The sequence below is a fragment of the Candidatus Rhabdochlamydia sp. T3358 genome (assembly GCF_901000775.1).
GTDB lineage: Bacteria > Chlamydiota > Chlamydiia > Chlamydiales > Rhabdochlamydiaceae > Rhabdochlamydia.
Window position 1 is genome coordinate 14832 of record NZ_CAAJGQ010000010.1, and the last position, 21907, is coordinate 36738.

At 36.5% G+C, this 21907-nt stretch carries 18 protein-coding genes and 1 other RNA gene; 13 read left to right on the forward strand and 6 right to left on the reverse strand.

Annotation, left to right across the window (positions count from 1 at the left end):
• Nucleotides 1-33 precede the first annotated feature (33 nt).
• On the reverse strand, nucleotides 34-1029 hold the full coding sequence (gene def, locus RHTP_RS08860) for a peptide deformylase (RefSeq protein ID WP_212742848.1): 996 nt from the start codon (nucleotides 1027-1029) through the stop codon (nucleotides 34-36).
• A 128-nt stretch (nucleotides 1030-1157) separates the two neighbouring features.
• Here def and RHTP_RS02445 point away from each other — a divergent pair, with 128 nt between their 5' ends.
• From RHTP_RS02445 to RHTP_RS02455, 3 genes are all read left to right on the forward strand, one after another.
• Nucleotides 1158-1583 carry a DUF6789 family protein gene (locus tag RHTP_RS02445; RefSeq protein WP_138106544.1) on the forward strand — a complete coding sequence of 142 codons (426 nt, stop codon included), beginning with the start codon at nucleotides 1158-1160 and terminating at the stop codon, nucleotides 1581-1583.
• A 70-nt stretch (nucleotides 1584-1653) separates the two neighbouring features.
• Nucleotides 1654-2424 carry a nucleoside phosphorylase gene (locus RHTP_RS02450; RefSeq protein WP_138106545.1) on the forward strand — a complete coding sequence of 257 codons (771 nt, stop codon included), beginning with the start codon at nucleotides 1654-1656 and terminating at the stop codon, nucleotides 2422-2424.
• A gap of 64 nt (nucleotides 2425-2488) precedes the next feature.
• A complete protein-coding gene (locus tag RHTP_RS02455) occupies nucleotides 2489-3562 on the forward strand; it encodes a cation:proton antiporter (RefSeq protein WP_138106546.1) in 1074 nt (357 codons plus the stop codon).
• On the opposite strand, the gene RHTP_RS02460 is transcribed toward RHTP_RS02455, so the two are convergent.
• Nucleotides 3549-3887 carry a hypothetical protein gene (locus RHTP_RS02460; protein WP_138106547.1) on the reverse strand — a complete coding sequence of 113 codons (339 nt, stop codon included), beginning with the start codon at nucleotides 3885-3887 and terminating at the stop codon, nucleotides 3549-3551. The two genes, RHTP_RS02455 and RHTP_RS02460, sit on opposite strands and share 14 nt — an antisense overlap.
• 600 nt (nucleotides 3888-4487) lie before the next feature.
• Here RHTP_RS02460 and RHTP_RS02465 point away from each other — a divergent pair.
• From RHTP_RS02465 to RHTP_RS02480, 4 genes are all read left to right on the forward strand, one after another.
• The gene (locus RHTP_RS02465) at nucleotides 4488-5549 is read left to right on the forward strand and encodes a hypothetical protein (protein ID WP_138106548.1); all 1062 of its coding nucleotides are present in this window, start codon (nucleotides 4488-4490) and stop codon (nucleotides 5547-5549) included.
• Nucleotides 5550-5829: 280 nt separating this feature from the next.
• Entirely contained in the window at nucleotides 5830-6438 is a 609-nt protein-coding gene (locus tag RHTP_RS02470; RefSeq protein ID WP_138106549.1) for a tetratricopeptide repeat protein, read from the forward strand.
• Nucleotides 6439-6617: 179 nt separating this feature from the next.
• Entirely contained in the window at nucleotides 6618-8330 is a 1713-nt protein-coding gene (gene lepB / locus RHTP_RS02475) for a signal peptidase I (RefSeq protein ID WP_171005710.1), read from the forward strand.
• 168 nt (nucleotides 8331-8498) lie between these two features.
• Nucleotides 8499-9686, forward strand: coding sequence for a DEAD/DEAH box helicase (locus RHTP_RS02480; RefSeq protein WP_138106551.1), 1188 nt, complete (start codon nucleotides 8499-8501; stop codon nucleotides 9684-9686).
• Nucleotides 9687-9750: 64 nt separating this feature from the next.
• On the opposite strand, the gene ileS is transcribed toward RHTP_RS02480, so the two are convergent.
• On the reverse strand, nucleotides 9751-12852 hold the full coding sequence (gene ileS / locus RHTP_RS02485; RefSeq protein ID WP_138106552.1) for an isoleucine--tRNA ligase: 3102 nt from the start codon (nucleotides 12850-12852) through the stop codon (nucleotides 9751-9753).
• 237 nt (nucleotides 12853-13089) lie between these two features.
• On the opposite strand from ileS, the gene RHTP_RS02490 reads away from it, so the two are divergent.
• From RHTP_RS02490 to RHTP_RS02505, 4 genes are all read left to right on the forward strand, one after another.
• Nucleotides 13090-14079, forward strand: coding sequence for a tetratricopeptide repeat protein (locus RHTP_RS02490; RefSeq protein ID WP_138106553.1), 990 nt, complete (start codon nucleotides 13090-13092; stop codon nucleotides 14077-14079).
• A 112-nt stretch (nucleotides 14080-14191) separates the two neighbouring features.
• Nucleotides 14192-14571: a transfer-messenger RNA gene (gene ssrA, locus RHTP_RS02495) on the forward strand.
• A gap of 93 nt (nucleotides 14572-14664) precedes the next feature.
• A complete protein-coding gene (locus RHTP_RS02500; RefSeq protein WP_138106554.1) occupies nucleotides 14665-15309 on the forward strand; it encodes a hypothetical protein in 645 nt (214 codons plus the stop codon).
• A 142-nt stretch (nucleotides 15310-15451) separates the two neighbouring features.
• Nucleotides 15452-15859, forward strand: coding sequence for a phosphotransferase-like protein (locus RHTP_RS02505; protein WP_138106555.1), 408 nt, complete (start codon nucleotides 15452-15454; stop codon nucleotides 15857-15859).
• A 10-nt stretch (nucleotides 15860-15869) separates the two neighbouring features.
• Here the strand turns inward: RHTP_RS02505 and RHTP_RS02510 are convergent, their stop codons facing one another.
• From RHTP_RS02510 to RHTP_RS02520, 3 genes are all read right to left on the reverse strand, one after another.
• Complete coding sequence (locus tag RHTP_RS02510; RefSeq protein ID WP_138106556.1) at nucleotides 15870-16901, reverse strand: IS630 family transposase; 1032 nt, start codon at nucleotides 16899-16901, stop codon at nucleotides 15870-15872.
• A gap of 163 nt (nucleotides 16902-17064) precedes the next feature.
• Nucleotides 17065-17814, reverse strand: coding sequence for an SDR family NAD(P)-dependent oxidoreductase (locus tag RHTP_RS02515; RefSeq protein WP_138106557.1), 750 nt, complete (start codon nucleotides 17812-17814; stop codon nucleotides 17065-17067).
• Between the two features lie 97 nt (nucleotides 17815-17911).
• Nucleotides 17912-19021, reverse strand: a complete 1110-nt coding sequence (locus RHTP_RS02520; RefSeq protein WP_138106558.1) for a PDDEXK nuclease domain-containing protein — start codon at nucleotides 19019-19021, stop codon at nucleotides 17912-17914.
• 372 nt (nucleotides 19022-19393) lie between these two features.
• Between RHTP_RS02520 and RHTP_RS02525 the strand changes: the two genes are divergently transcribed.
• Nucleotides 19394-20149: a class I SAM-dependent methyltransferase gene (locus tag RHTP_RS02525; protein ID WP_138106559.1), complete on the forward strand. Its 756-nt coding sequence runs from the start codon at nucleotides 19394-19396 to the stop codon at nucleotides 20147-20149.
• A gap of 309 nt (nucleotides 20150-20458) precedes the next feature.
• The gene (locus RHTP_RS02530) at nucleotides 20459-21847 is read left to right on the forward strand and encodes a WD40 repeat domain-containing protein (protein WP_138106560.1); all 1389 of its coding nucleotides are present in this window, start codon (nucleotides 20459-20461) and stop codon (nucleotides 21845-21847) included.
• Nucleotides 21848-21907 lie beyond the last annotated feature (60 nt).

The following is a 21907-nucleotide window of genomic DNA, read 5'->3' on the forward strand; positions in this document are numbered from 1 at the left end:
CGTGTAATTATAAAGAACGCATAAAAAACTATATTATAACATAAAGCTATTATGTATGCGCTTTTTTAAGTTTTCTAAAAAAGGTGTAAGCTTTTCAGCTTCTTGTTGACTGAGTCGGTCGATAAATAAGATGCCATCAATATGATCATTTTCATGCAGAATGACTCTAGCTTCCCAGCCTGAAACACGCTGCTTGAGGATCTTTCCTTCTATGTTCATATACTCAACAGTTATTTCTTGAGGTCTTTCTACATCTGCATAAATATTTGGAATCGATAGACATCCTTCCGATTCCTTCCATGTCTTTTCGCTAGGAGAAGATATTTTGGGATTAATAAATACTTTTAGCTCTCCCCATTTTACTTTGTTTTTATCTAGCTCTTTATTGGTGGGCTCTCTAATCATAAAGAGCTTGATTGAGTGATGCACTTGAGGAGCGGCAAGCCCTATCCCATTACAAGCATCCATTGTCTGTTTCATCTCTTCAATGAGCTTTTTTACATCTTCTGTAATTTCTGTAATCGGCTCGGCTTTTTTTCGGAGAATGGGATCATCATAATAGGCAAGAGGCAATACCTTTAATTGCTCTGTAGTCATCAAATTAGGAACACGTCCTTCACAGAGTTGTCCGTTTTTGTAGAGCCACTGATCTTTGATCTTTTCAAAGTAGCTTCTTTCTGTAAATGTAGCATCTTGGTCATTTTGAGATATGTGTGCTACAAAAGTTACAGTAGCAATCTTTTCCTTTTCTTTAAAAGAAAGCACCTCTAATCGATTAAACTGAAAGGTTTTGGAAAAATGAGAGATTTCTTTTACCCACTCTTCATGGTCATCGCCATACTGTGGACTTGCAGGATGGGTGGTCTTAATAATATAAGAACTTAAATCAAGTGCATAAGCTGCGTAGCGTGCACGCATAAGCATCAAGGCATTCTTTGCCAAAGCGCCATTGTGAAAAGGTTGACAACATGTTTGATAAGACAAACCACTGGTGCAAGGGCAGAATTCTACATTATCTTTTTTAATCATATAGGTTCTAAATAAATCACAAACTATTTTTTTATAGAATAGAAACTATTCCAGATTCTTTTTTTTGGTACAACTCATTTTTTGCAGTAAATTACATAAGATGATAATAAAATAAATAGAGGGATTTGATGCAAAATAGGACTTTTTCTCAAAGAAATTTAATTATTGGTGTTTTAAGCGGGATTTTTGCAGGAATCATCCTCGCATTTGCTTTACTCCATTTCGATTCTATTACAGCTATTGGGCAGCTAGTTGGATTATCTAATATCTTTAGCAGTTTATTTTTCTATTTATTCTTAACAGCTATTCTAGGAGCTATATTTGCTGTAGCTGTTTGTAAAATCTCCAAAAAACCCAAAAGAGCCCTTATTTGGGGGGCTTTATATGGAGTGCTTTTATGGATAATCCATCTTCTAATGCTTATGGCTAAAATGAAAACCGAATGCCCCTCTGAAGAGTATTTCTTTATAAAACCTCTTTTACTATTAGGGTATGTAGTTTTTGGAATAATCTTGGGTCTAATCTACGGATGGTTAAAAACACGTAATAAATAAAAATTTATTTAGTTATATTTTATATTGATTTGTGCTATCATTTTTATAATTTAAAAAGGTTTAAAAAAATATGTTACCCCAATTACATGAAAAATATAGTCATCCTTCTTTGATCACCCCAGCTAAATGGCTGGAATACAATCGTCAAAAAGGATTACTGCCTACCATTAATGCTCCTCAAGCCGTTATTTTTTGTTCTCATGGACGCTTTTTAGAAACCATCTTACAAAAATATAAACATAAGAGTTATGAAGGTTGTTTTAAAAAGGTTTTCTTACTAGACGATTTTCCTTCGATTGCAATCGCTTACTTAGGAACCGGTGCTCCTGCTGCTGCTCATCAAATGGAAGCACTTATTGCTTGGGGAGTTGCTCGTTTTGTTTGTATAGGTACAGCTGGCACGCTTGATGCTAAAGTAGGTATTGGGGATATTGTGCTTTTTGAAAAAGCTGTTCGCGATGAAGGAACCTCCTATCACTATATAGAAGCTAGTAAATACATCCATGCACCTCGCCGTATGACTAATCTTTTAACCGATTTATTAAAACAAACAAATACTTCTCATCACATTGGCAGCACCTGGACAACAGATGGTTTCTATAGACAAACCTCATTGGAAATCCAGCATTTTCAACAAGAAGGAGTATTAGCTGTTGAAATGGAAACAGCCGCTTTATTCGCTATAGCTCATGTTCATCAAATCGATCTAGGGGCAATGGTTGTGATCAGCGATTCTCATACTCAGCTAGAGTGGGAACCTCATTTGGAAGATGAAAAAGTAGAAAATAGCTTGCATTCTCTATTTGAAACCGCTTTGAAAGCCGCTACTTCTGCTCTTTAGATTTAACTTGCTTTTTGTGCATAGATCTTTTACTTAAGGAATTAGACCTAAAGGAAAAATCCCTATGCACAAGATTTTTATATACAGTTTACTTTTAATCATTGGTATTACTGTCTCGCAAACCGCTCATTTAGCTTCTTATCAAAGCTATCTACACTTTTTTACTCTAACCCTTCTAGCCTATATTATGATCGAAGTAGGTACAGAGTTTGATTTAAATAAAAAAAACCTCAAAAGTTATGGAAAAGATTACCTGATCGCAATGACTGCTGCAGCCTTTCCTTGGATCTTTTGTAGTGCTTATTTTTTCTTAGTTTTTGATCTAACCCTTCAGCAATCAGCCTTAATTGGAAGGTTTGCTGCACCTACTTCAACAGGTCTTTTATTTGCCATGTTAATGGCTGCAGGTCTAGCTGGCACTTGGGTATTTAAAAAAGTCCGAATTTTAGCCATCTTTGATGATTTAGATACTGTATTATTTATTGTTCCTCTCCAGCTTATATATATTGGTCTACAATCTCAAATCATTTTTATTTTACTGATTACCGTTCTTCTTTTAATCGTTGCTTACCGCTATTTACATCGAGTATCTCTACCTACAAATAAACTCTGTATTTTTATTTATGCGCTGCTTTTAACAGGGCTTATAGAATTTCTTAAGGCAGTTGATGTTTTAGATTTGGAAATTTTACTGCCAGCCTTTGTATTAGGATGTGTTCTCAAAGCTCCCCATAAAAAAATAGAGCAACCTATCGCCATTAAATTTGATAATAGCCTTAAATTTATCTATATGTTTCTTGTAGGATGTTCTTTAGCTAAAATATCTTTTGGGCATATCTCTTGGGTGATGCTCTCCTTTCATGTGCTTATGCTGACAGTCCTTGCTAACCTAGGCAAACTATTCCCCATGTTCTGCTATAAAAAGGAAGTAAGCTTAAGAGAGAGAACCGCTTTAAGTGTTGCCATGTGGCCTCGAGGAGAAGTAGGTGCTGGAATTTTAATGATTTCTACTCAATACCAACTCCCTCCTATCGCTTTAGAACTAGCAGGCCTTAGTTTAACGCTAAACCTAGCTCTATCTGGAGCTTTTATTTATCTGGTGATTTGGCTCATGAAAAAACCTCTTAAGAGGACTTAAGAAGTTGATCCCTACGAATACACAAGAGATCAATCCGCTCTTGAATCTCTTGAATCACTCTACGCTCAGAATCTGCCAACTTCAAAGAGCGTCTGGCTTCTTGCTTTAAATGAGGGTCAAACTGCCAACGCATGGCTTGTTCTTCATGGATTAAAACCAATGCAAAATAACGGGTTTTTACCTCTTCTAAATAGGTGATCTCCTCATTGATTTGCGACAGTTCGCTTTGACAATCAGAAGATACTTCATCAGCAGTAAGGCCATTTGGGATAAATAGCAAACAGCAAAGGCCTAAGATCACTTTTATAGCGCGATGATTTTTCATATGATGCTCTTTATTTGCAGGATTTCATTATATAAATTAAATCACTACTAGATTTTTGGAATCTTTAATAGATGTAAAATATAGGCTTTTGGGTTTGATGAGGATTTGCAAATTGATAATTTTTGATAAATTCCCTAAGAAGTCTTTGGACGGATTTAACTGTCTCATCCCCTGATTTGCTATTTAAAGGCACTTCTATAAAATCGTTAATTGACCATATCCTTGGCATGGATTTTATATGAGTTTTACTAATGATCACAGAGGTTTCAATATTAAGAGTAACTCTAGAAATAGGAAGTTCTTTTCCATCCCATTGAGAAATACGACCTATTTGATTTCCGTAGGATGATACTCACTTTTTTCATATAGAGTAAATAATTTCTTTTGTTGTTTGCCTATTTCTGATAGTTAGCATAACAGGAGCCTCTAGCTTGATAAGCTCTTCTTAAAGTGCAAATTTCTATTTTATCTCAAAATATTCCTTACAGTTAATAGAAATTAAAATAGTAAATTGATTATAGAGTAATTATAAAAACAACTTGTTAAAAACGTGCTAATTCAAAATAAGCTCCGGTTTTTTGCAGCTATCAAAAATATCGAGTGGGATTTAAAGCCTTTTTACGTACAATTGCCAAAACCATGAAGAAATTGATCTATTTAATCCTATGTATTTTTTCCCTGCCTTTTGGTGTTTACTCTGCAAACACTACCCTGAAAAATCGTTTTGAAAAAGGTACTCCTGGTGACTTTATTGTAACTGCTCAAGAGGGCGTCTATACTGTTTTAATTCTGCGTCATAGGGAAAAGAATCAGCTCATTCTAGAAGAAATTTCTATTCCTCAAGCACAATTGGAAGTAAAGAAAGTTCATTGGCAAAACTGGTTAAATGAAAAAGCACCAGGGCACACTTCTTGGTCTCTTTTTGAAATCGATTTAAGCCAAGGAAAACTCATTGAATCCTATTCGGTGAATAAGCAAAGCTGGCTATACATCGACTCTTCTGAGTTTCTTTTGTCTAAGCTATTAGAACTACCCTTGTATAAAGTGAATAAAGAAGCACGAAAGAAAATTGGACCTCCGCCACCTTCTGGAGAACAAGATTTTAGATCAATCTGGAATCCCCCTTTGGTTTGTTCTGGAAAAGCTCTTAAAAAACCTAGTTTTGAAGTATATCAAGGACAATGGCCTCATGATCAATCTATCATTGAGGATTGCTTGATCGATTTTTACTTCTCTTCACTGGACCCTGTTTTTCCTTTTCCTCATTGGCTTGAAATACAAAGTGCCCATTATACCTTAACTATCCGTGCAATCGATTCAGGAAAAGGGTTGCTTTCTCCTATCAAAGGAACAATACCTCACCGACTGCCTAGTATTACCAGCGCTATAAAACGCAGTCCTGAAATGTGGACCATTTCCATTCAAGCTCCTGTATACTGTCAGAATATTAAGCTATACGCTATAGAATCAGATTCCTCAAATGAGGCTGTTTTGGTTCCTTTCCAATTAAGACTAGGATCTGGTGAAGAAGTATTTATAGATATTTCTCCTGATGCTTTAAGTAAATTATTAAAAAAAGGCTGCTATTACCGATGGATTTTAATCCCAGCATCAGAAAATCTTGTGCAGATTCAGTCGGGAGAAAACTTTCTTTGGGAATAGACTTCTTTCTTACTTGTTGTTCGTAACTTAAGGTAGTTATAAACAAGCTTTCCACAACAAAATTAATTTACCCCGCAGCTGTTTGCTTATCTAAAGAAATGGGAAGATCATGGATTTAAGTTATTAATAATTAAAAAGATAAAAATTTAAGATTGTCTTTCTAATACTCTTGATTTTCTCTTAATAGAATACTCATACAATGGCTATCCATTTAAGTTATGAACATTTTTTCCACAAGAGAGAACCCTAAAAAAGCGCAAATGATTTATACTTAATAAGTATGAAAAACTCTACTTTATTAGAAATTCCTTCGATCTATTTCCCCGATTGCTTTTACCGAATTACTTTCTCGCCTGATCTCTCTTATCTGAAGCTAGATGCTTCAAAAAAGAGTGTCTTTCAAAAGATTCACAGCCAAATTCAAGAGGATCCCGAAAAATATCTATCTACTTTAGAAGCATTTTATAGAGATCATCTCGATGTTCCAGAAGTAGCTAATTTGTTAGCTTTTGCTTACTTGAGGTTAAAAAAAGCTAAACAAGCAGAAGAGCTCATTAAAATCACTTACGAGATGCACCCCTCTTACTTATACGCTAAAATCAACTATGCAGATCAATGTCTGCGACATAAGAAGATTCAAGAGATTCCAGATATTTTTAATCATAAACGTGATTTATTAGAGCTTTATCCAGATCGCTTTGCTTTTCATTACTCTGAATTTCGTGGGTTTATGATTTGCATGGGATTTTACCACCTTGCATGTAAGGATCGAGATTATGCTGACAAACATAGGTTGGCAGCAGAAGAAGTAGACCCCTTACATCCAGGGGTTATTGCTTTAAAAAAAGCTATAAAGAAACGATTTTGGAATTTTTTCTATAAAAGATAAAAAGCTTGCTCTCTTTTTAAAAAACCCGTAAATTCTCTTGCTATACTGTTCTATTTATTTAAAGAATTTGGGTAACAATGTGGGTTTTCTCTAAAAAAAAAATGTATTCTCTAAGAAAGTCTAAGCATTATCTGATCCAAACGTATCATCTCTATAAAAAGAAAAAATATAAGTTACCTGTGGATACCCGTATTGAGATAGAGGCTTCTTTAACCGCTCTACAAAATGCGATTTTACAAAAAGATAGACCCTTAGCCGACCGACTAGCTAAAGAAGCTCAAGGCTTTGGTCTGACTTGCTTAAAAAAAGGATCCTTTGATTACTTCCGGGATGTGGTAATTGGTGTATTCATTGCTTTAATCATTGCACTCTTAATCCGTCAAATGTGGTTTGAGCTCTACGAAATTCCATCTGGATCGATGCGTCCTACCTTTAAAGAAAAAGATCGCTTAATTGTGTCTAAAACAGATTTTGGAATCAATATTCCCTTAAAAACAAAACATTTGTATTTCGATCCCGATTTAATAAAACGTAATTCCATTGTGATTTTTACTGGAGAAAACATGGATATCTACGATGTAGATACTATGTATTTTTATCTATTCCCCGGGAAAAAACAGTACATCAAGCGTCTCATTGGCAAGCCAGGAGACACTCTCTATTTTTATGGAGGACAGATATATGGGATTGATAAAGACGGTAAGGATATTACCCAAGAATTGCAATTAACTTCACTAAAGCAAATTGAACATATCCCCTTTATTAATTTCCAGCGCAAAGTCGAGCTCTCTCATAAAAACAATAATTCCCTTATTTTTTACCAAATGAATGAGCCTGTTGCAGAGTTTAATCTACAAAAAAACCAAGCTAAAATGCTTAGCTCTGTTTCTGACTTTATTACAGATTACAGCGATTTATGGGGCTTTAAAAACTTTGGCATGGCAAGGCTACTTAACTCAGAAGAACTAAAAGAGTTTCATTTAAAAGAAGTTCCAAAGGGGGTTTTATATTTAGAGATTAAACATCACCCTTCTTTGCAATCTGTGCAATTAACAAAAGATGAGTATAAAAATGTATATCCCAAAATACAGTTAAGCACATCTATTATTGCACTACAAGAAAGCCACTTAAAAGCGCTAATGCAAAATTTATACACAGCGCGTTTTGTTGTAAAAAATCATCAAGTGTGTCGCTATCCCGATACTTGTGTTGGAAAAAAAGCCTTTGCTCCTGTTCTTGCCGGTATACCTGACGGGTGTTATGAATTTTATCATGGGAAGGCTTATCGCATACTCTGGCAAGGAATGAATCAAGAACTGCCACCCTCTCATCCTCTATATGCATATAGTCCACAAAATGTGCAGCTTTTGTTCAATCTTGGAATAGATTGGGATAATCGATTCTTAAAACAGAAGAAAGAGCAGCGATTAGTACCAGCTCGTTATGCGTATTTTCGCAATCAAGATTTTTATCTGATGGGAGCACCGATCTTAAAACACGATGACCCCTCTCTTGTAGAATTTGTAAGAAAAGAGAGCTCTTCTCCCACACCTTTTATGGATTATGGCCCTCCTTTGCTTAAAAATGGGGTTCTTGATGTGGAGTTTATTAAAAAATACGGCCTTACTATCCCCTTAAAAATGTACCTTGTTTTAGGCGATAATCACGCAATGAGCTCAGATAGCCGTGATTTTGGGTTTGTTCCTGAAGATAATTTAAAAGGAAGCCCTAGCTGGATTTTTTGGCCTCCTGGATCTCGATGGGGAAGACCTAACCAACCTCTTTATCCTTGGCTAAACCTACCAAATCTCATTGTATATAGCTGTGGAGCTATAGGGCTTGTCTTCTGCTTATATCGTTGGATCCAAAAAAACAAGCTACCTATTCTATAAATTTTTTATGTTTTTGTAAGTTATTTATAAATACTATTCTTTTTTAGAATTTAAGAGATCTTGTTTATATTATTTAGTTTTGTTAAACTACTCATTATTCTTTTGCACCTTCTTTTTAGTCGTTGCAAATGATTAATCTATGCAATGCTACTTTAAGGTAAGTAAAAAATGACAAGTAAAAATTTCGAAGACCTCATTCAAGAACCATTAATTCTTCAAGCAATTAAAGATTTAGGGTTTACAGTTCCCTCAGATGTTCAACAACAAGCAATCCCTGAAATTTTAAAGGGAAAAGACTTGCGCGCTTCTGCACAAACAGGAACAGGCAAGACAGCAGCTTTTATGCTACCTGCTCTTTGCCGATTATTAAAAAAATCCTCTTCTCGAGGACCAAAGATCTTGGTTTTGGTTCCTACACGCGAATTAGCCATGCAAGTAGTTGAAGAAACCACCAAGCTAAGCCGTCATCTTCGCCATATAACCAGTGTGTTTATTTGCGGAGGAATTCCTTATCATGTTCAAAATCGAAAGCTTTCAAGAAATTTTGATATTCTGATCGCAACTCCTGGTAGGCTCATCGAATGCTTGGAAGAAAAGCGCATTCATCTATCTAATTTGGAGATGCTCATTTTGGATGAAGCAGATAGAATGCTCGATATGGGATTTATTGAACCTGTTAAGTATATCGCTTCTATGGCACCAAAATCGCGTCAAACTTTGATGTTTTCCGCTACTTATGACAGAAAAGTCTTAGATCTGGCAAATAACCTGCTAACAAATCCAATGGAGATTATTGTTGAAAAGACAGCTGCTAACTATGATCTAATTGAACAACACATTCGTCAAACAAATAACTTAGAACAAAAGTATAAATTTTTAGATGAGATTTTATCTGATCCAAATATAGAAAAAGCTATTATTTTCTCTTCTACTAAGAAACAGACAGAGCAAATTGCTGATAAATTGTGCGACGATGGCCTAATAGCAGCAGCTCTACATGGCGGCATGAATCAACATCAAAGAACAAGAACAATGAAGAAACTCCGCAGTGGGCTTATTAAAGTAATAGTCACAACTGATGTAATGGCTCGTGGAATTGATATACCAGCAGTTAGCCACGTAATCAATTTTGATCTGCCTAAGACCTTAGATGATTATGTCCATCGTATTGGCAGAACAGGTCGCGCAGGAGCCAAAGGAAAAGCCTTTTCATTTGCTTCTTCTAGAGATTACGAAATGCTTGACGAAGTAGAAAGATTCATTGATGATCCTAATGATTCTACTTCTAAACCACAAAGCAGAAGTAGAAGCAGAAGTAGAAGCAGAAGTCCTCAACCGAGAAGACGCTCAAGATAATTCTGTAAAAAAAATAGATCTAAAACCCTAAAACTTTGGTCTTTTCCAAGTTTTAGGGTTTATCTTATTCCCAGCGCGCTATTGCAATAAAGGTCTTTTCTCCATTTAAATCCCAAATACTCCCCTCTTCTTGAGAACTATACTCCAGTTTTACCCCTAGTACTTGCGTCATCACGTAATCTTGATGAATAGATAAAGCTTGTTTAACTTTTTCTGTGGTATTAAGACTAATCTCAATTCGATCACTTACTGCAAAACTCAAATCTCGGCGCATAGTATTAATCTTATTAACCAATTCCCTTGCTAATCCCTCTAATAATAACTCTTCGTCTAAAACAGTATTAATAGCAACAATCACTGAACCTGTTGCAGAAGCTACTAATCCTTCTTTTACTTGACGCTCTATTGCGATGTCATCAGAGCTTAAAAGAATGGTTTCGTTTTCAATGATCAACTCATATTGATTCTCTTCAAGTAATCGATTCAGCTCTTTTTGAGGAAGATTTTCTAAGGCTGTTTTGACAGCACTCATTAGTTTGCCTACTTTTTTACCTAAAACACGAAAATTTGGTTTTACCAAAAGTCGAACAAATGCTGTTTCATCCTCCTTAAAGATCACCTCTTTTACATTGAGCTCATCAGCAATTAGTTGCTTTTGTGATTTAAGCTGCTTTAAAACCTCAAATTCAGAAGACGCAATAAAGGCAGAGCGCAAAGGCTGACGAACTTTTAATTTACTTTCCTTACGCAATGCATGCCCCATACTTACTACGGTTTGTACATAAGACATCTGCTCTTCTAAGAGCTGATCTCTATGCATAGGATTATAGACTGGAAAGGAGCACAGGTGAACCGATTGAGGGTCTTGGCTAGTTTTTAAATAAAGATAGATTCCTTCGCTTAAAAAAGGAATAAATGGGGCTGCGATTTTGGCTAAATTAATTAATACTGTATATAGCGTTTCAAACGCTAATCTACGATCTATCGTATCTTCTTCTGCCCAGAACCTAGCTCGATTTCTACGAATATACCAATTGGTTAATTGATCAATGAATTTTACAAAAGGATCGACTGCTCGATGTAATTCATAACGATCTAACCCATCTGTTACCTCTTGAATTAATCCTTGTAAACAAGACAAGATCCAACGATCAATATCGAACTTAGGAGCAGAAAACTCTATTTCTTTGGGATCCCACTGATAAATCTTTGCATAGGTAGACAAAAAAACCACTGAGTTCCAAAAAGGAATCAGCATCTGGCGAAGAACTAATTCTACTCCACGTTCTGAAAAACGCAAATCTTCTGCATGAACAACGGGACTACTCAGTAGGTATAAACGCACCGCATCAGCCCCATAACGGTTAAAAACCAATTGCGGTTCTGGATAATTCTTAAGGCGCTTTGACATCTTATTGCCATCTTCTGCCAAGATAATTCCATTGACAATGACATTCTTAAAAGCCGGCTCGTCAAATAACGCTGTTGCAATAACCATTAAGGTATAAAACCAACCACGTGTTTGATCTAATCCCTCTGCGATGAAATCTGCAGGAAACCGATCTAATGTTTCTTGTTTTTTTTCAAAAGGGTAATGGTTTTGTGCATAAGGCATAGAACCTGATTCAAACCAACAATCAAACACTTCTGGTATGCGCTTAAACTCCTTACCATTTGCAATAAATGTTAAAGAATCGATGTAATGCCTATGTAAATCAGAAACAGTGGCTCCTGTTCTTTGTTGTAGATCTTCAATACTAGATAAAACAATAATTTCCCCATCTTCGCTACGCCAAATAGGGATAGGTGTTCCCCAGTAGCGATTTCTTGAAATCGCCCAATCTCGCGCGTTTTCTAACCACTTGCCAAAACGACCTTCTTTAAGATGATTGGGAACCCAGTGAACCTTTTGGTTAGCAGCGATCATTCGATCTTTGATTTTTTCTACCGCGACAAACCAAGTGCAGACAGCTCGATAAATTAAAGGTGTATCAGAGCGCCAACAAAAAGGATAACGGTGACGAATCTGCGCATGATGTAAAACTTTCCCCTCTTTTTTCAATCGCCGAATGATTTCTTTATCGGCATCTTTTACAAACAGACCCTCGTAGTCAGGAACTAGCTTGGTAAATTTACCATTATGATCAATGGGGCAAACTACTTCGATGCCTTCTTTGCTGCATGCATAAAAGTCCACCTCTCCAAATGCTGGAGCTGCATGTACAAGGCCTGTTCCTTCTTCACTGCTAACAGAAACCTCTGCAATGACTCTAAAGCCTTCGTAACTAGAAAAATAAGGAAACAGCGGATGATAACGCTTAGAAACCAAAGAAGAGCCCTTAAAGGTAGCAATGGTCTCATACTCCCCTTCTTTAAAATAATGCCCTAGCCGATTACGTGCTAAGATATAGTAATGATCTTCTCGCCTGATCTTTACATACTCAAAATTCTCATTCACCATAATTGCTAGATTAGATGGCAGAGTCCAAGGGGTTGTTGTCCACACGACAAAGGAAGTATTTGGCTCATCTACAAGAGAAAACAGCACGGTAAGAGAGGGATCATCTACTTCCTTATAATTCAGATTAGCTTCAAAATTGGATAAAGGCGTCCCTAATTGAGCAGAGAAAGGCATCACTTTATAGCCCTCATAAACCAATCCTTGTTTGTATAATTGAGCAAAAACCCACCATACAGATTCCATAAAGCTAAGATCCATGGTTCGCCAAGTATCCGCAAAACTCACAAAACGTCCCATGCGCATCACTGTATATTCCCATTCTTTCGTATAGCGCATAACAATACTGCGACATTCTTCATTGAATTGAGAAATCCCAAACGTTTCAATACAAGAAGCCCCCGATAACTCTTTAGCCTTTTCAATCTCATTTTCTACAGGTAATCCATGACAATCCCAACCAAATCGACGAGGCACAAAATAGCCCTGCATGGTCTTATATCTAGGAATTACATCTTTAATGGTTCCAGCTAAAATATGCCCGTAATGAGGAAGTCCTGTTGCAAAAGGAGGGCCATCATATACAGAAAAAACAGGATTTAAGCGATTTTGCTCTACAGATTTTTCAAAAATGTTCTGGCTTTGCCAAAATGCTAAAATACGCTCTTCCCGCTCAGGAAAACTTTCTTGTGAATTGATATCAAACATATAAATAAAAGGGGGTTAAAAGAGTCAATCATAAGCCAATCCCTCCTTAAAACACCAGCTCGTATCTCTTAAAAATTAAAAAACAAACTTAATAATAAAAAATAAATTCATTTAATATAAATTAAAAATAAATTATACTAATAAACAGATACACATCTTACTAGCTGTAACAAACAGCAATTAAAACTAATTATCTTTGATTTTTTTAATTTCTTATTATTATACAGAGAGACAACTATGCGAATTGATCCATCCTGTAAAACAATCTGCATGAATCAAGCATCTCAAGAATTTCTAAAAGGAAAACTATCTCACATTCCTATTTTGGGAAATATCGCAAACCGAATACAAATAAAAAAAGCGGAAAAAGCAAAGAATCTCTTAGGGAACGTCATAAAATATTTAAATAACAATGACCTTCAATCGGCTGAAAAATATTTTATTAAATATGAAAAATGTAACAGGGAAACAATTAAGCCTTATGAAAAGGCAACCTATGAGAAAGTTAGTTTAGAGTTGGGTTATAGATATCTCTTTGGGAACTCAGTAGAAAAAAATCTAGATAAAGCACTCGATTCGTTTGGGAAAGCTGGGCCTCTGCGCTCTGGCTTAGCAGACAAAATTTATTCTTGGAAAAATAGAGGGCTAAAACCTCAGGACAAGTATTTTTATCTCGCAGAGATCTTTATAGACAGTATTAAGTTAAATACAAAGTCTTCTTTAAAAGAAACATATATGCGCGAAGCAATTAGCTATTATGAACTTGCCGGGAAAGCGGGTTGCATAGAGGCCTACTTAAGACTTAGTCCTATCTATTTTTATGGTATAGATATAGAAAAAAACATAGAAAAAACAGTTGATTGTCTTGAAAAGGCTGTAAAACTTAGCTCTTCTGAAGTTTCTTGCCTTAAGGTTGAACCTGGCTCTTCTGCAGTCTTTTTTCGCCTTAAGGAGGCTGAACTTAACCATTCTGCAGCCTCTTCTCGCCTTAGGACCATATATCCTCAGTTAGCTGACATTCATTTTGAAAAAGAAGAATTTAAAAAAGCGATCAACTATTATGAAAAAGCTGCAGAAAAACTCCATCCTCAAGCTTGTAAGCGCCTGTTTGAAATATATAGCCAAGGAATAGAAGGGCATATTGAAGCCAGCCAGGATCTTGCAAAAAAATATTTAGAAAAAACCATTACCTCTGATACAACCATCCCCTTTATAGATAAAGATTAAGCAGCTAGTATTCTTAATAATTTATTAATAATATTTCAGCCATATGACTGTAAATTCTTTGCTAATTTATCCCCTATCGCTAATAATGCTTTTTTCTGCTATTATTACCTCTGGGGGTGACTGGTTTCGACTTGGAAACAAAGTATGAGTGGCATGCGGAGGACGTCGGTTGGCCTCCTAAATCATCCGATATAACTATAAATGCAGAAAATAAAACCTCTGACGAGGGATTTGCGTTAGCTGCTTAAGGCTTAACCGCTTTTAGCAACTCGATAGTCTAATGCCTGACTAGGAGCGTTGGAACTATTGTCATTAACCCTGGTATGGGCTTTTCTCTTCGCTTCTTCAAGAAGATGCCCGAGATTAGAAGAAGCAAATTGGTCTATTGTGTGGCACCTTCCTCAAGATCAATTCATTTTGAAGATGCTAAGCATGTAGTCATTTGTAGGGAGTTTGCTAAGGACGAGAGTTCGATTCTCTCCACCTCCATTCAATTTTAAGGCTTCAGTTTAGCGACTGAAGCCTTTTGTTTTTAGTGACATACAACGTCTGCTAAAATCATAAAAAATTTAATGACTTTAATATATGAATCAACGAAAAAGAACTGGTGAATTTTCTCAAAAAACAATCAATGCTCTTGCAAAACGAGCCGCATACACATGCTCCAATTGTCAAATCTCAACACTATGTGCAGCTGAATCAAGCGATTCTGAACACGCCCATACAGGACAAGCAGCGCATATTATCGCAGCAGCTAGAAATGGGCCGAGAGCTTCCGAATCTGCAACAACCGACGAAAAGGCCTCTATTTCAAATGGAATTTATTTATGTCAAATATGTGCCAAATTAATAGATGCAAATGGAGGGAAAGACTACTCACCAGAAAAACTTAAGAAAATGAAACAGGATCATGAAAAATCAACGAGAGAAAAGATAGTTCCTCTTCCTGGAGAAAATCTAAAAATCCAAAGCAGTGTAAATGTCTTGGATAACTCAGAATCTTGGGAGAATCTCATTCAATGCTTTTCTAGTGAATGTGCTCAAAGAATCGTCAATGACATAACAGACCCTCGAATGCAAGCGCACATGAAGGATTTTAACGGGCCTGGGAAGAAAAAATGGCTAAATGAGAAGTTCAAAAAAATTCCTATGAATATGGGAGATCCAAGAGCTATTACGTTCATTGCAGCAAAAAAAGAATGCTTTAGAAGCTATAGATGGCCTGATTAATACGAAAGACGAAAACACCTTCAAAGATGTATGGGTGTCGTTGTACAAAACCCTTCTGGCTCTCTGGAGTTTTTAAAATACCCTCCCTGTTTTTGTCCCTTTTTTATTCTCTCTGATAGAACACTTATGCTATTGTTTCTATATGGAAAAACAACTTGCGCAAATCATCTACCTCAACGGTCCATCAAGTAGCGGCAAAACAACGCTTGCAAAGGCATTACAACACGCATTTGAAGAGCCCTTTTTACATGTCGGTATTGATAAAATCATTGGATGGATGCCTGAGAAAATCAATGACTGGACAGGAGGAGAAGCTTCTCTTGGATATAGCTGGAAAAAAAGCGTGGATACATCTGGTAATCCCGTTCAAGAATTACAAGCTGGACCGTATGCTCAAAAGATAGGCAAAACATTTCAAGAAGTAGTTCTTGCGCTTGCCAAAATGGGCCATCATATTGTAATTGATGACGTCTCTTTCGGAAAACAGCAGCTTGATGAGTGGAAGAAAATTTTGAAAGACTTCCGAGTTTTATGGGTTGGTATACTCTAGAGATTTAGAATTAAGGATTTACAATATGAAATTTTTTAGAGAGGAGACTTTTTAATTCCTCTTTGAAAGTGGAAATATTTTCAAAAAAACTAAGAGTTGCTTTCTTGAATTCTACGAATTTTTCATAATATTGATTATTTCGAACTTTGCGATTCATGAATCGCCAAAGTCGTTCAATCAGATTAAGATTTGGAGAATAAGGGGGTAAGAACTTGATTTCTATTCTAGAGTTGTTGAGATGCTCAGAAACCAGTTTTGACCTATAATAACTTGCATTATCACATATCGCTATAATGCGTTCTGCATGGGGATATTGCTCTTCTAATTTCTGAAATAAGCTAATGGTAGATTGCGCATTTATATAATCTGCAACAATGGTAGTCACTTCAAGGTTATTAGCATTTAGCCCACCATTAATATTTATTCGCTGGCGACCGCTATTGGCTTTTAATAATGCCTTTGCTCCTTTTTTAAACCATCCATAAGAAGGTTTAGAATTATGCTGAGGATGAACGCCATCTATGTAGATGATTTCATCTGATTCACAAAGATCCATTTCTAGGGTTTTGAGCTCTTTCAAAAAAAGTGCTTGATCTTCAGCATTTGCTTTTCCAGGAATCAACTTTGATTTTTTATACTCAAAATTTAAGCGGTGTAATAAGGAAATCACTGCTGATAGAGTGTACCGAATGGCAAAATGTTTTTTTATGAAGTTCACGACTTGCCCAGCAGAGCTAGGAATCTCTTTGCTTACATAAGTCTTGAGCTGATCTAGCTGTTCTTGATTAAGTTTACAGGCTTTTCCTGTGTAATTTAGGTTGAGTAAGGCTTCTTTGCCTCCTTCTAGATAGGTTTTGTAGTAACGTCTTATCGTATCCTCATCTAGAAGCAATGCATATGCTACTTGTGCATATGACCATCCATCATCTAATAATAAAATAGATTTGATTCTATCGCATAACCTCTTATCTCGTTCCTGACGATGACGAGCCTTTAGGATGTCTTTTGCATTTTGTGTTAAAAAGCTTGATGTAGGTTGCATATGAGCAGGGATCTTAGCAGAAGATATGAGAAAATTTCAATGAATTGATTATCTGTAATGTCTTTTTTCTAATGCTGTTGAGTTTATCGAATGAAATTACGCAATTTTTACGCATTTTAAAAAAGATTACTCCCCTCATTTATTACGAAAGGGCCCTAATATCTTAAGAATTCATTGATAGAACTATGGAATGCCCCCCATCCACAGTCAATATTTGCCCTGTTATCCAGGAAGATTCTTCTGTTGCAAGAAAAAGCACAGCAGAAGCTTGATCTCTTGGAAGTCCTGCGCGCCCGAGAGGGATGTCTTTAAGCGCTGGATCAGACTCAGAGCTTTCCTCATAAGGAGTATACCCTGGAGCAATAGCGTTCACCCTAATTCGATGCTGAGCTAGCTCTAAAGCCATAGTTTGCGTCAGCATGTTCAATGCAGCCTTACCTGATGCATGTGCAACGCGATTCAGTACTGGCCGAGCCCCAGAGATTGAAGAAATGTTGATAATATTTCCTCCACTTTGCTTTTGTACCATTCCTTTTGCTACTAGCTGGGATAGGAAAAATGGCGTCATTAAAGTGACCTGCAACAATTGTTCAAAATCTTGAGGCTTCAAATCGAAAAAACCTAGAGTATTATATCCCCCTGCGTTGTTAACCAGGATATCTACCTGTCCTAAAACATTTATGCTCTCTTGGTAAAATTGCTCTATACCGCTACAAGTAGAAAAGTCTGCATATACAGCTTCGACAGTCCCATTTTCTTGTCGAATGGATTGAACTGTCTCTTCGGCTCCTTTTTTATCAGATCGGTAACTGATTACTAACTCAGCCCCTTCTTTAGCAAAGAGCAAAGCAATCCCTTTTCCAATGCTGCGATTAGCTCCAGTTACAATGACTTTTTTTCCTTTTAATTTCATAGCAATTCAGCACCTAATTAACAGACAATTTCATTTAAGGCAACAAGCTGTTGCCCAATTGCAAAATCAACCAACCCATACGTTCTACGCACCGCGCTTAACTTTCTTTCTTCTTTTTTACTCTTTTTATCTTCTGAGTTGGGATTGCGCTTAATTCAGCCTCAATCTCATCGATGGTTGGCAGCTGTCCTTTGAGTTTTTTAGGTAATGAAGAGACGATTTTCGTTTCATACTCAGCCACGCCCATCGGCTTGTGAATATCTCGAAGTGCGTACTCTGCAATGAAATTATCCTTCCTCTTGCAAATCAAAATACCGATCGTTGGATTGTCTGCAGGTTTTCTCATGAGATCGTCGACAGCCGATAGATAGAAGTTCATTTTACCTGCGAACTCGGGCTTGAAATCTACTGCCTTTAGCTCAATCACAACAAAGCACCTAAGATTCAAATGATAGAACAAAAGATCGATATAGAAGTCTTTTTTGCCTACCACTAAGTTCACTTGTCTTCCGACAAAGGAAAATCCTTGCCCTAATGCACACAAGAACTTCTCAACATGCGCGAGTAACCCGTCTTCTAGGTCCCTTTCAACATGCTCTCTATCCAGCTCGAGAAAATCAAAATTATAGGGGTCCTTTAGAGTGTCGTGAGCTAATTTAGAATGTGGGCTAGGCAACCTATCATGAAAATTGGTAATCGCTTTGCCGTGTCGTTGATAAGTTTTTATTTTAATAGAATCTATCAACGCATTACGAGACCAGCCCTCTTGAATGACCATATTGGCATACCAAAGGCGCTCATCCAAAGACTTAACCCCTTCAAATATAGCTATATTGTGTCCCCACGGGATATTGAAAACAGGCAGCTCTTCTAATTTACCCACAGCTTGTGGGTAAATTGAATATGCTAGGTAAAATGCCCTCATTCTACCCATGTTTGTCCTAGAAAAGCCCTCGATCCCAGGAAACTCATTCTGGACGTCTCTTGCGATCCTATCTATGGCACCCGAACCCCAACCGTCTTTTTCTTTTCTTTCGACGATTTCCTTGCCTATATCCCAGTACAGGCAAATAAGTTCTCGATTCACCGCTAAAGCGGCTTTGAATTGAGCAGACCGTATCTTTTTCTTAAGCTCAGTCACAAACTTGGCATAATCGGCGGGAGCAACGTCTTGCCTTTTGGAAACAGTTTTTTTACTTTTTGCCATCTAAGTTCTCTTTTGATTGCCAAGCGCAGTTTGTAACACTAATCCTCTATGAATCACACCTGTCACAGGAATCACAAATACAATAGCACTAACGACAGAAAAATCAAAATAGTTTTAAGCCAGTTTCGTCTCGTCTAGTGCGTAAAATTTGCGTAAATTTCAATTACGCACTGACTTTTTCGATTCGGTTTTTTGATGAGTTTTCTCTCGTAAAATGAAGCGTTTTTGCGTTCTTGAAAAAATGGTCCATTTAACCGTGTTCGATTCTCTCCACCTCCATTCGGGCCAGGTTTCAAAACCTGGCCTTTTTTATCTTGAGGAACAAAGTCTAGCGCCTTATTGTTGCTTAGAAAAGCTCTTATCAAAGAATCTATGAAACAAGAAGATGTCAATACAGAATGTCATCAAATCTGGGAAGATCTTGGTTCCTGGTGGGATGCTAGTGTTGAAGATGGAGATTATTTTCACCAAGCCTTTGTATTTCCTACTATTGAAAAATTATTAGACTTACAAGGCAGAGAAATTGTTCTAGATGCGGGTTGTGGAAATGGAGCTTTAGCTCGTCGTATGGAAAAAAAAGGATCAAAAGTTTTTGGGGTTGACTTTAGTTCTACGCTAATTAAGCAAGCACGAAAAAGAAGTTCAGATATTAGTTATCAAGAAATGGACCTAACAAATGAAGTTCAGCTTTTACAGTTAGCTAAAAACCAGTCATTTGATCGTATTGTCTGCTCAATGGTTTTGCATGATATGTCAAATATTCATCCTTTTTTTGAATCCTTACGATTGCTTATGAAACCAAAAGGATCTTTTATTTTTTCTATTCCTCACCCTTGCTTTAACTCACCACTTGTTTTATTTGAACCTACAGGATGCATCACTGTAAAAGACTACATTCATCTAAAAACTTCCAAATTGCGATCAAAGCCTGGACAACCAATTGAGCAGCTGGTTTTTCATAGACCTATTCGAGAATATTTTAATATCTTGCTTAGACATGGTATGGTGATGACTGGGTTTGAAGAACCCTGTGTTGCTCCAAAACTCCTTCCAGAAAATAGTCTTTGGAGTCAACGATCTGGAATCTCACCAGCTTTGATTGCTCGCTGGATATTTCCTGAAAGCTAAAGTTTTTGCGCTTTCTACTATTTTTTTTCCAATCAACAGTTCTGAATATGTCTTTCCACCTCCAATCAGTCTTAAGGCTTCACTTTTCTTGAAGTGAACCTTTTATTTTCAAGGGCATTTTTAATGCCTTCGAGGCTTCTTTTTTCTTGTCTACGTGCAAAAAGATCAAAAAAGATTAAATCAAAGGGAAAACCAAAACAAGCCTTATGCCCCCTCGTTCGGTACATCAATTTACTAAGTGACAAAAATATCTTAGGATATATAAAGTTTATTCTTGGTTTTTTATAACATTTAAAATGTAGGATACATATGGCTGCTGTTACTGCTGTTAAAGGCGCTTACTGTTCATCTGATGATAATAAGGCATACTTAAACTTTCATAGTTTCACCAAAGCGTTTGGGACCACTTCTAATCAGACTAATTATCAACTTTCACCATCTGAAAATGAAATCAGTTTTATTAAAAAGAATTTGGAAGTCCGCATCTATGATGTTGCTAGTATAACCTTAAAAAATCAAGTATCGTTCTTACATAAAATATTATCGCATGTTGTCATTTATAAACCCGATAAGGTAACCATATTTTCAGGAAGTGAGAATGGAACTATATGGGAGTGGGATTCACAGACACGAACTGTAACATCTTTCTGTGATACAGTGGTTAAACATCCAATTGCAGGTCTATGGCACAACGAAGATAAAGATCTATTAGTTTCTTTTGACAAGCAAATTTTTACTGTTTTTAAGATTATGACTAAAACCAGATTAACAAGTTTACAAGTTCTGCAGAGTGATCCCATAGGGGCTTATGTAAATTTTACTAGTCTTGGATCAAAAATGATTACTTATTGTTATGAAAAGAAAGAAAAATCATTACAAAAACTTGTATTTTGGGATCTTGATAATAAGAATAAAGTTGCAGAAAAGGAAATTTCTTTGGTAGACCTACCAGAACTACATGAGCCATGGTTAATAGCTAAAACTACTGGCAGAGATATTGAAATATGGGATGCGGCGCAAGGAAATATTATTAATACTCTAACCCCATTTACAAATGAGATAACTTCCTATGAGATTCATCCATCAGGCAAATGGATTGTGATAACTGGCGTAGATCAACAACCACTGATTAAAGTATTTGATATATCGACTGGAAGTTGTAAATCAACAACTCCTTTAGAAGATAGCTGTACAGTATTAAAGGCAGGGATTGACCCAACGGGTAAATTCTTCATAGTTGTGAAACATCTTGAACGATATACAGGCGGAAAAGGGTTTTTGCAAGTTTATGCAATGGATGGCAGCGATATCAAATTTCTTAAATCTGAATCTTCATTATCGAAGCAATCAAGTATAGCTTATCCAACTTGGGTGTTTAGTGACAGTCGAAAAATTGCAACTTATCCAATTTTGGCGTTTAGTGACAGTCGAATTTATGTTTCATACTGTATTCCAGTGAAGAACCGCATAGAAAGTAGATCCATGGGAACTCTTTCAAGTTGGACAAGTGACGATGACTATATAGTATCATATGACATAGCTAACCAAACACGAATAAATTCTGTTCGAGGAAGTTTAGAAAAGCATACTAGACTATTAAAAAATGGAAAAACATTTATCGAGGATTTAAAGTCTCCAAATTATATTCAATTTAATTCTACTCTTGGAGGCACTACTCAGTTAATCCAAAACATGTAATGTCCGCCTGGGCAAAAATCTGCATCTACTGCTAGAGTTAGGGTTGATAATAAATATGTT

Coding starts and splice junctions, on each gene's coding strand:
- RHTP_RS02530 (WP_138106560.1), top strand. CDS start 20,459: ATGGCTGCTGTTACTGCTGTTAAAGGCGCTTACTGTTCATCTGATGAT.
- RHTP_RS02470 (WP_138106549.1), top strand. CDS start 5,830: ATGAAAAACTCTACTTTATTAGAAATTCCTTCGATCTATTTCCCCGAT.
- RHTP_RS02455 (WP_138106546.1), top strand. CDS start 2,489: ATGCACAAGATTTTTATATACAGTTTACTTTTAATCATTGGTATTACT.
- RHTP_RS02450 (WP_138106545.1), top strand. CDS start 1,654: ATGTTACCCCAATTACATGAAAAATATAGTCATCCTTCTTTGATCACC.
- RHTP_RS02500 (WP_138106554.1), top strand. CDS start 14,665: ATGAATCAACGAAAAAGAACTGGTGAATTTTCTCAAAAAACAATCAAT.
- ileS (WP_138106552.1), bottom strand. CDS start 12,852: ATGTTTGATATCAATTCACAAGAAAGTTTTCCTGAGCGGGAAGAGCGT.
- RHTP_RS02480 (WP_138106551.1), top strand. CDS start 8,499: ATGACAAGTAAAAATTTCGAAGACCTCATTCAAGAACCATTAATTCTT.
- RHTP_RS02490 (WP_138106553.1), top strand. CDS start 13,090: ATGCGAATTGATCCATCCTGTAAAACAATCTGCATGAATCAAGCATCT.
- def (WP_212742848.1), bottom strand. CDS start 1,029: ATGATTAAAAAAGATAATGTAGAATTCTGCCCTTGCACCAGTGGTTTG.
- RHTP_RS02520 (WP_138106558.1), bottom strand. CDS start 19,021: ATGGCAAAAAGTAAAAAAACTGTTTCCAAAAGGCAAGACGTTGCTCCC.
- RHTP_RS02525 (WP_138106559.1), top strand. CDS start 19,394: ATGAAACAAGAAGATGTCAATACAGAATGTCATCAAATCTGGGAAGAT.
- RHTP_RS02460 (WP_138106547.1), bottom strand. CDS start 3,887: ATGAAAAATCATCGCGCTATAAAAGTGATCTTAGGCCTTTGCTGTTTG.
- RHTP_RS02445 (WP_138106544.1), top strand. CDS start 1,158: ATGCAAAATAGGACTTTTTCTCAAAGAAATTTAATTATTGGTGTTTTA.
- RHTP_RS02505 (WP_138106555.1), top strand. CDS start 15,452: ATGGAAAAACAACTTGCGCAAATCATCTACCTCAACGGTCCATCAAGT.
- RHTP_RS02515 (WP_138106557.1), bottom strand. CDS start 17,814: ATGAAATTAAAAGGAAAAAAAGTCATTGTAACTGGAGCTAATCGCAGC.
- RHTP_RS02510 (WP_138106556.1), bottom strand. CDS start 16,901: ATGCAACCTACATCAAGCTTTTTAACACAAAATGCAAAAGACATCCTA.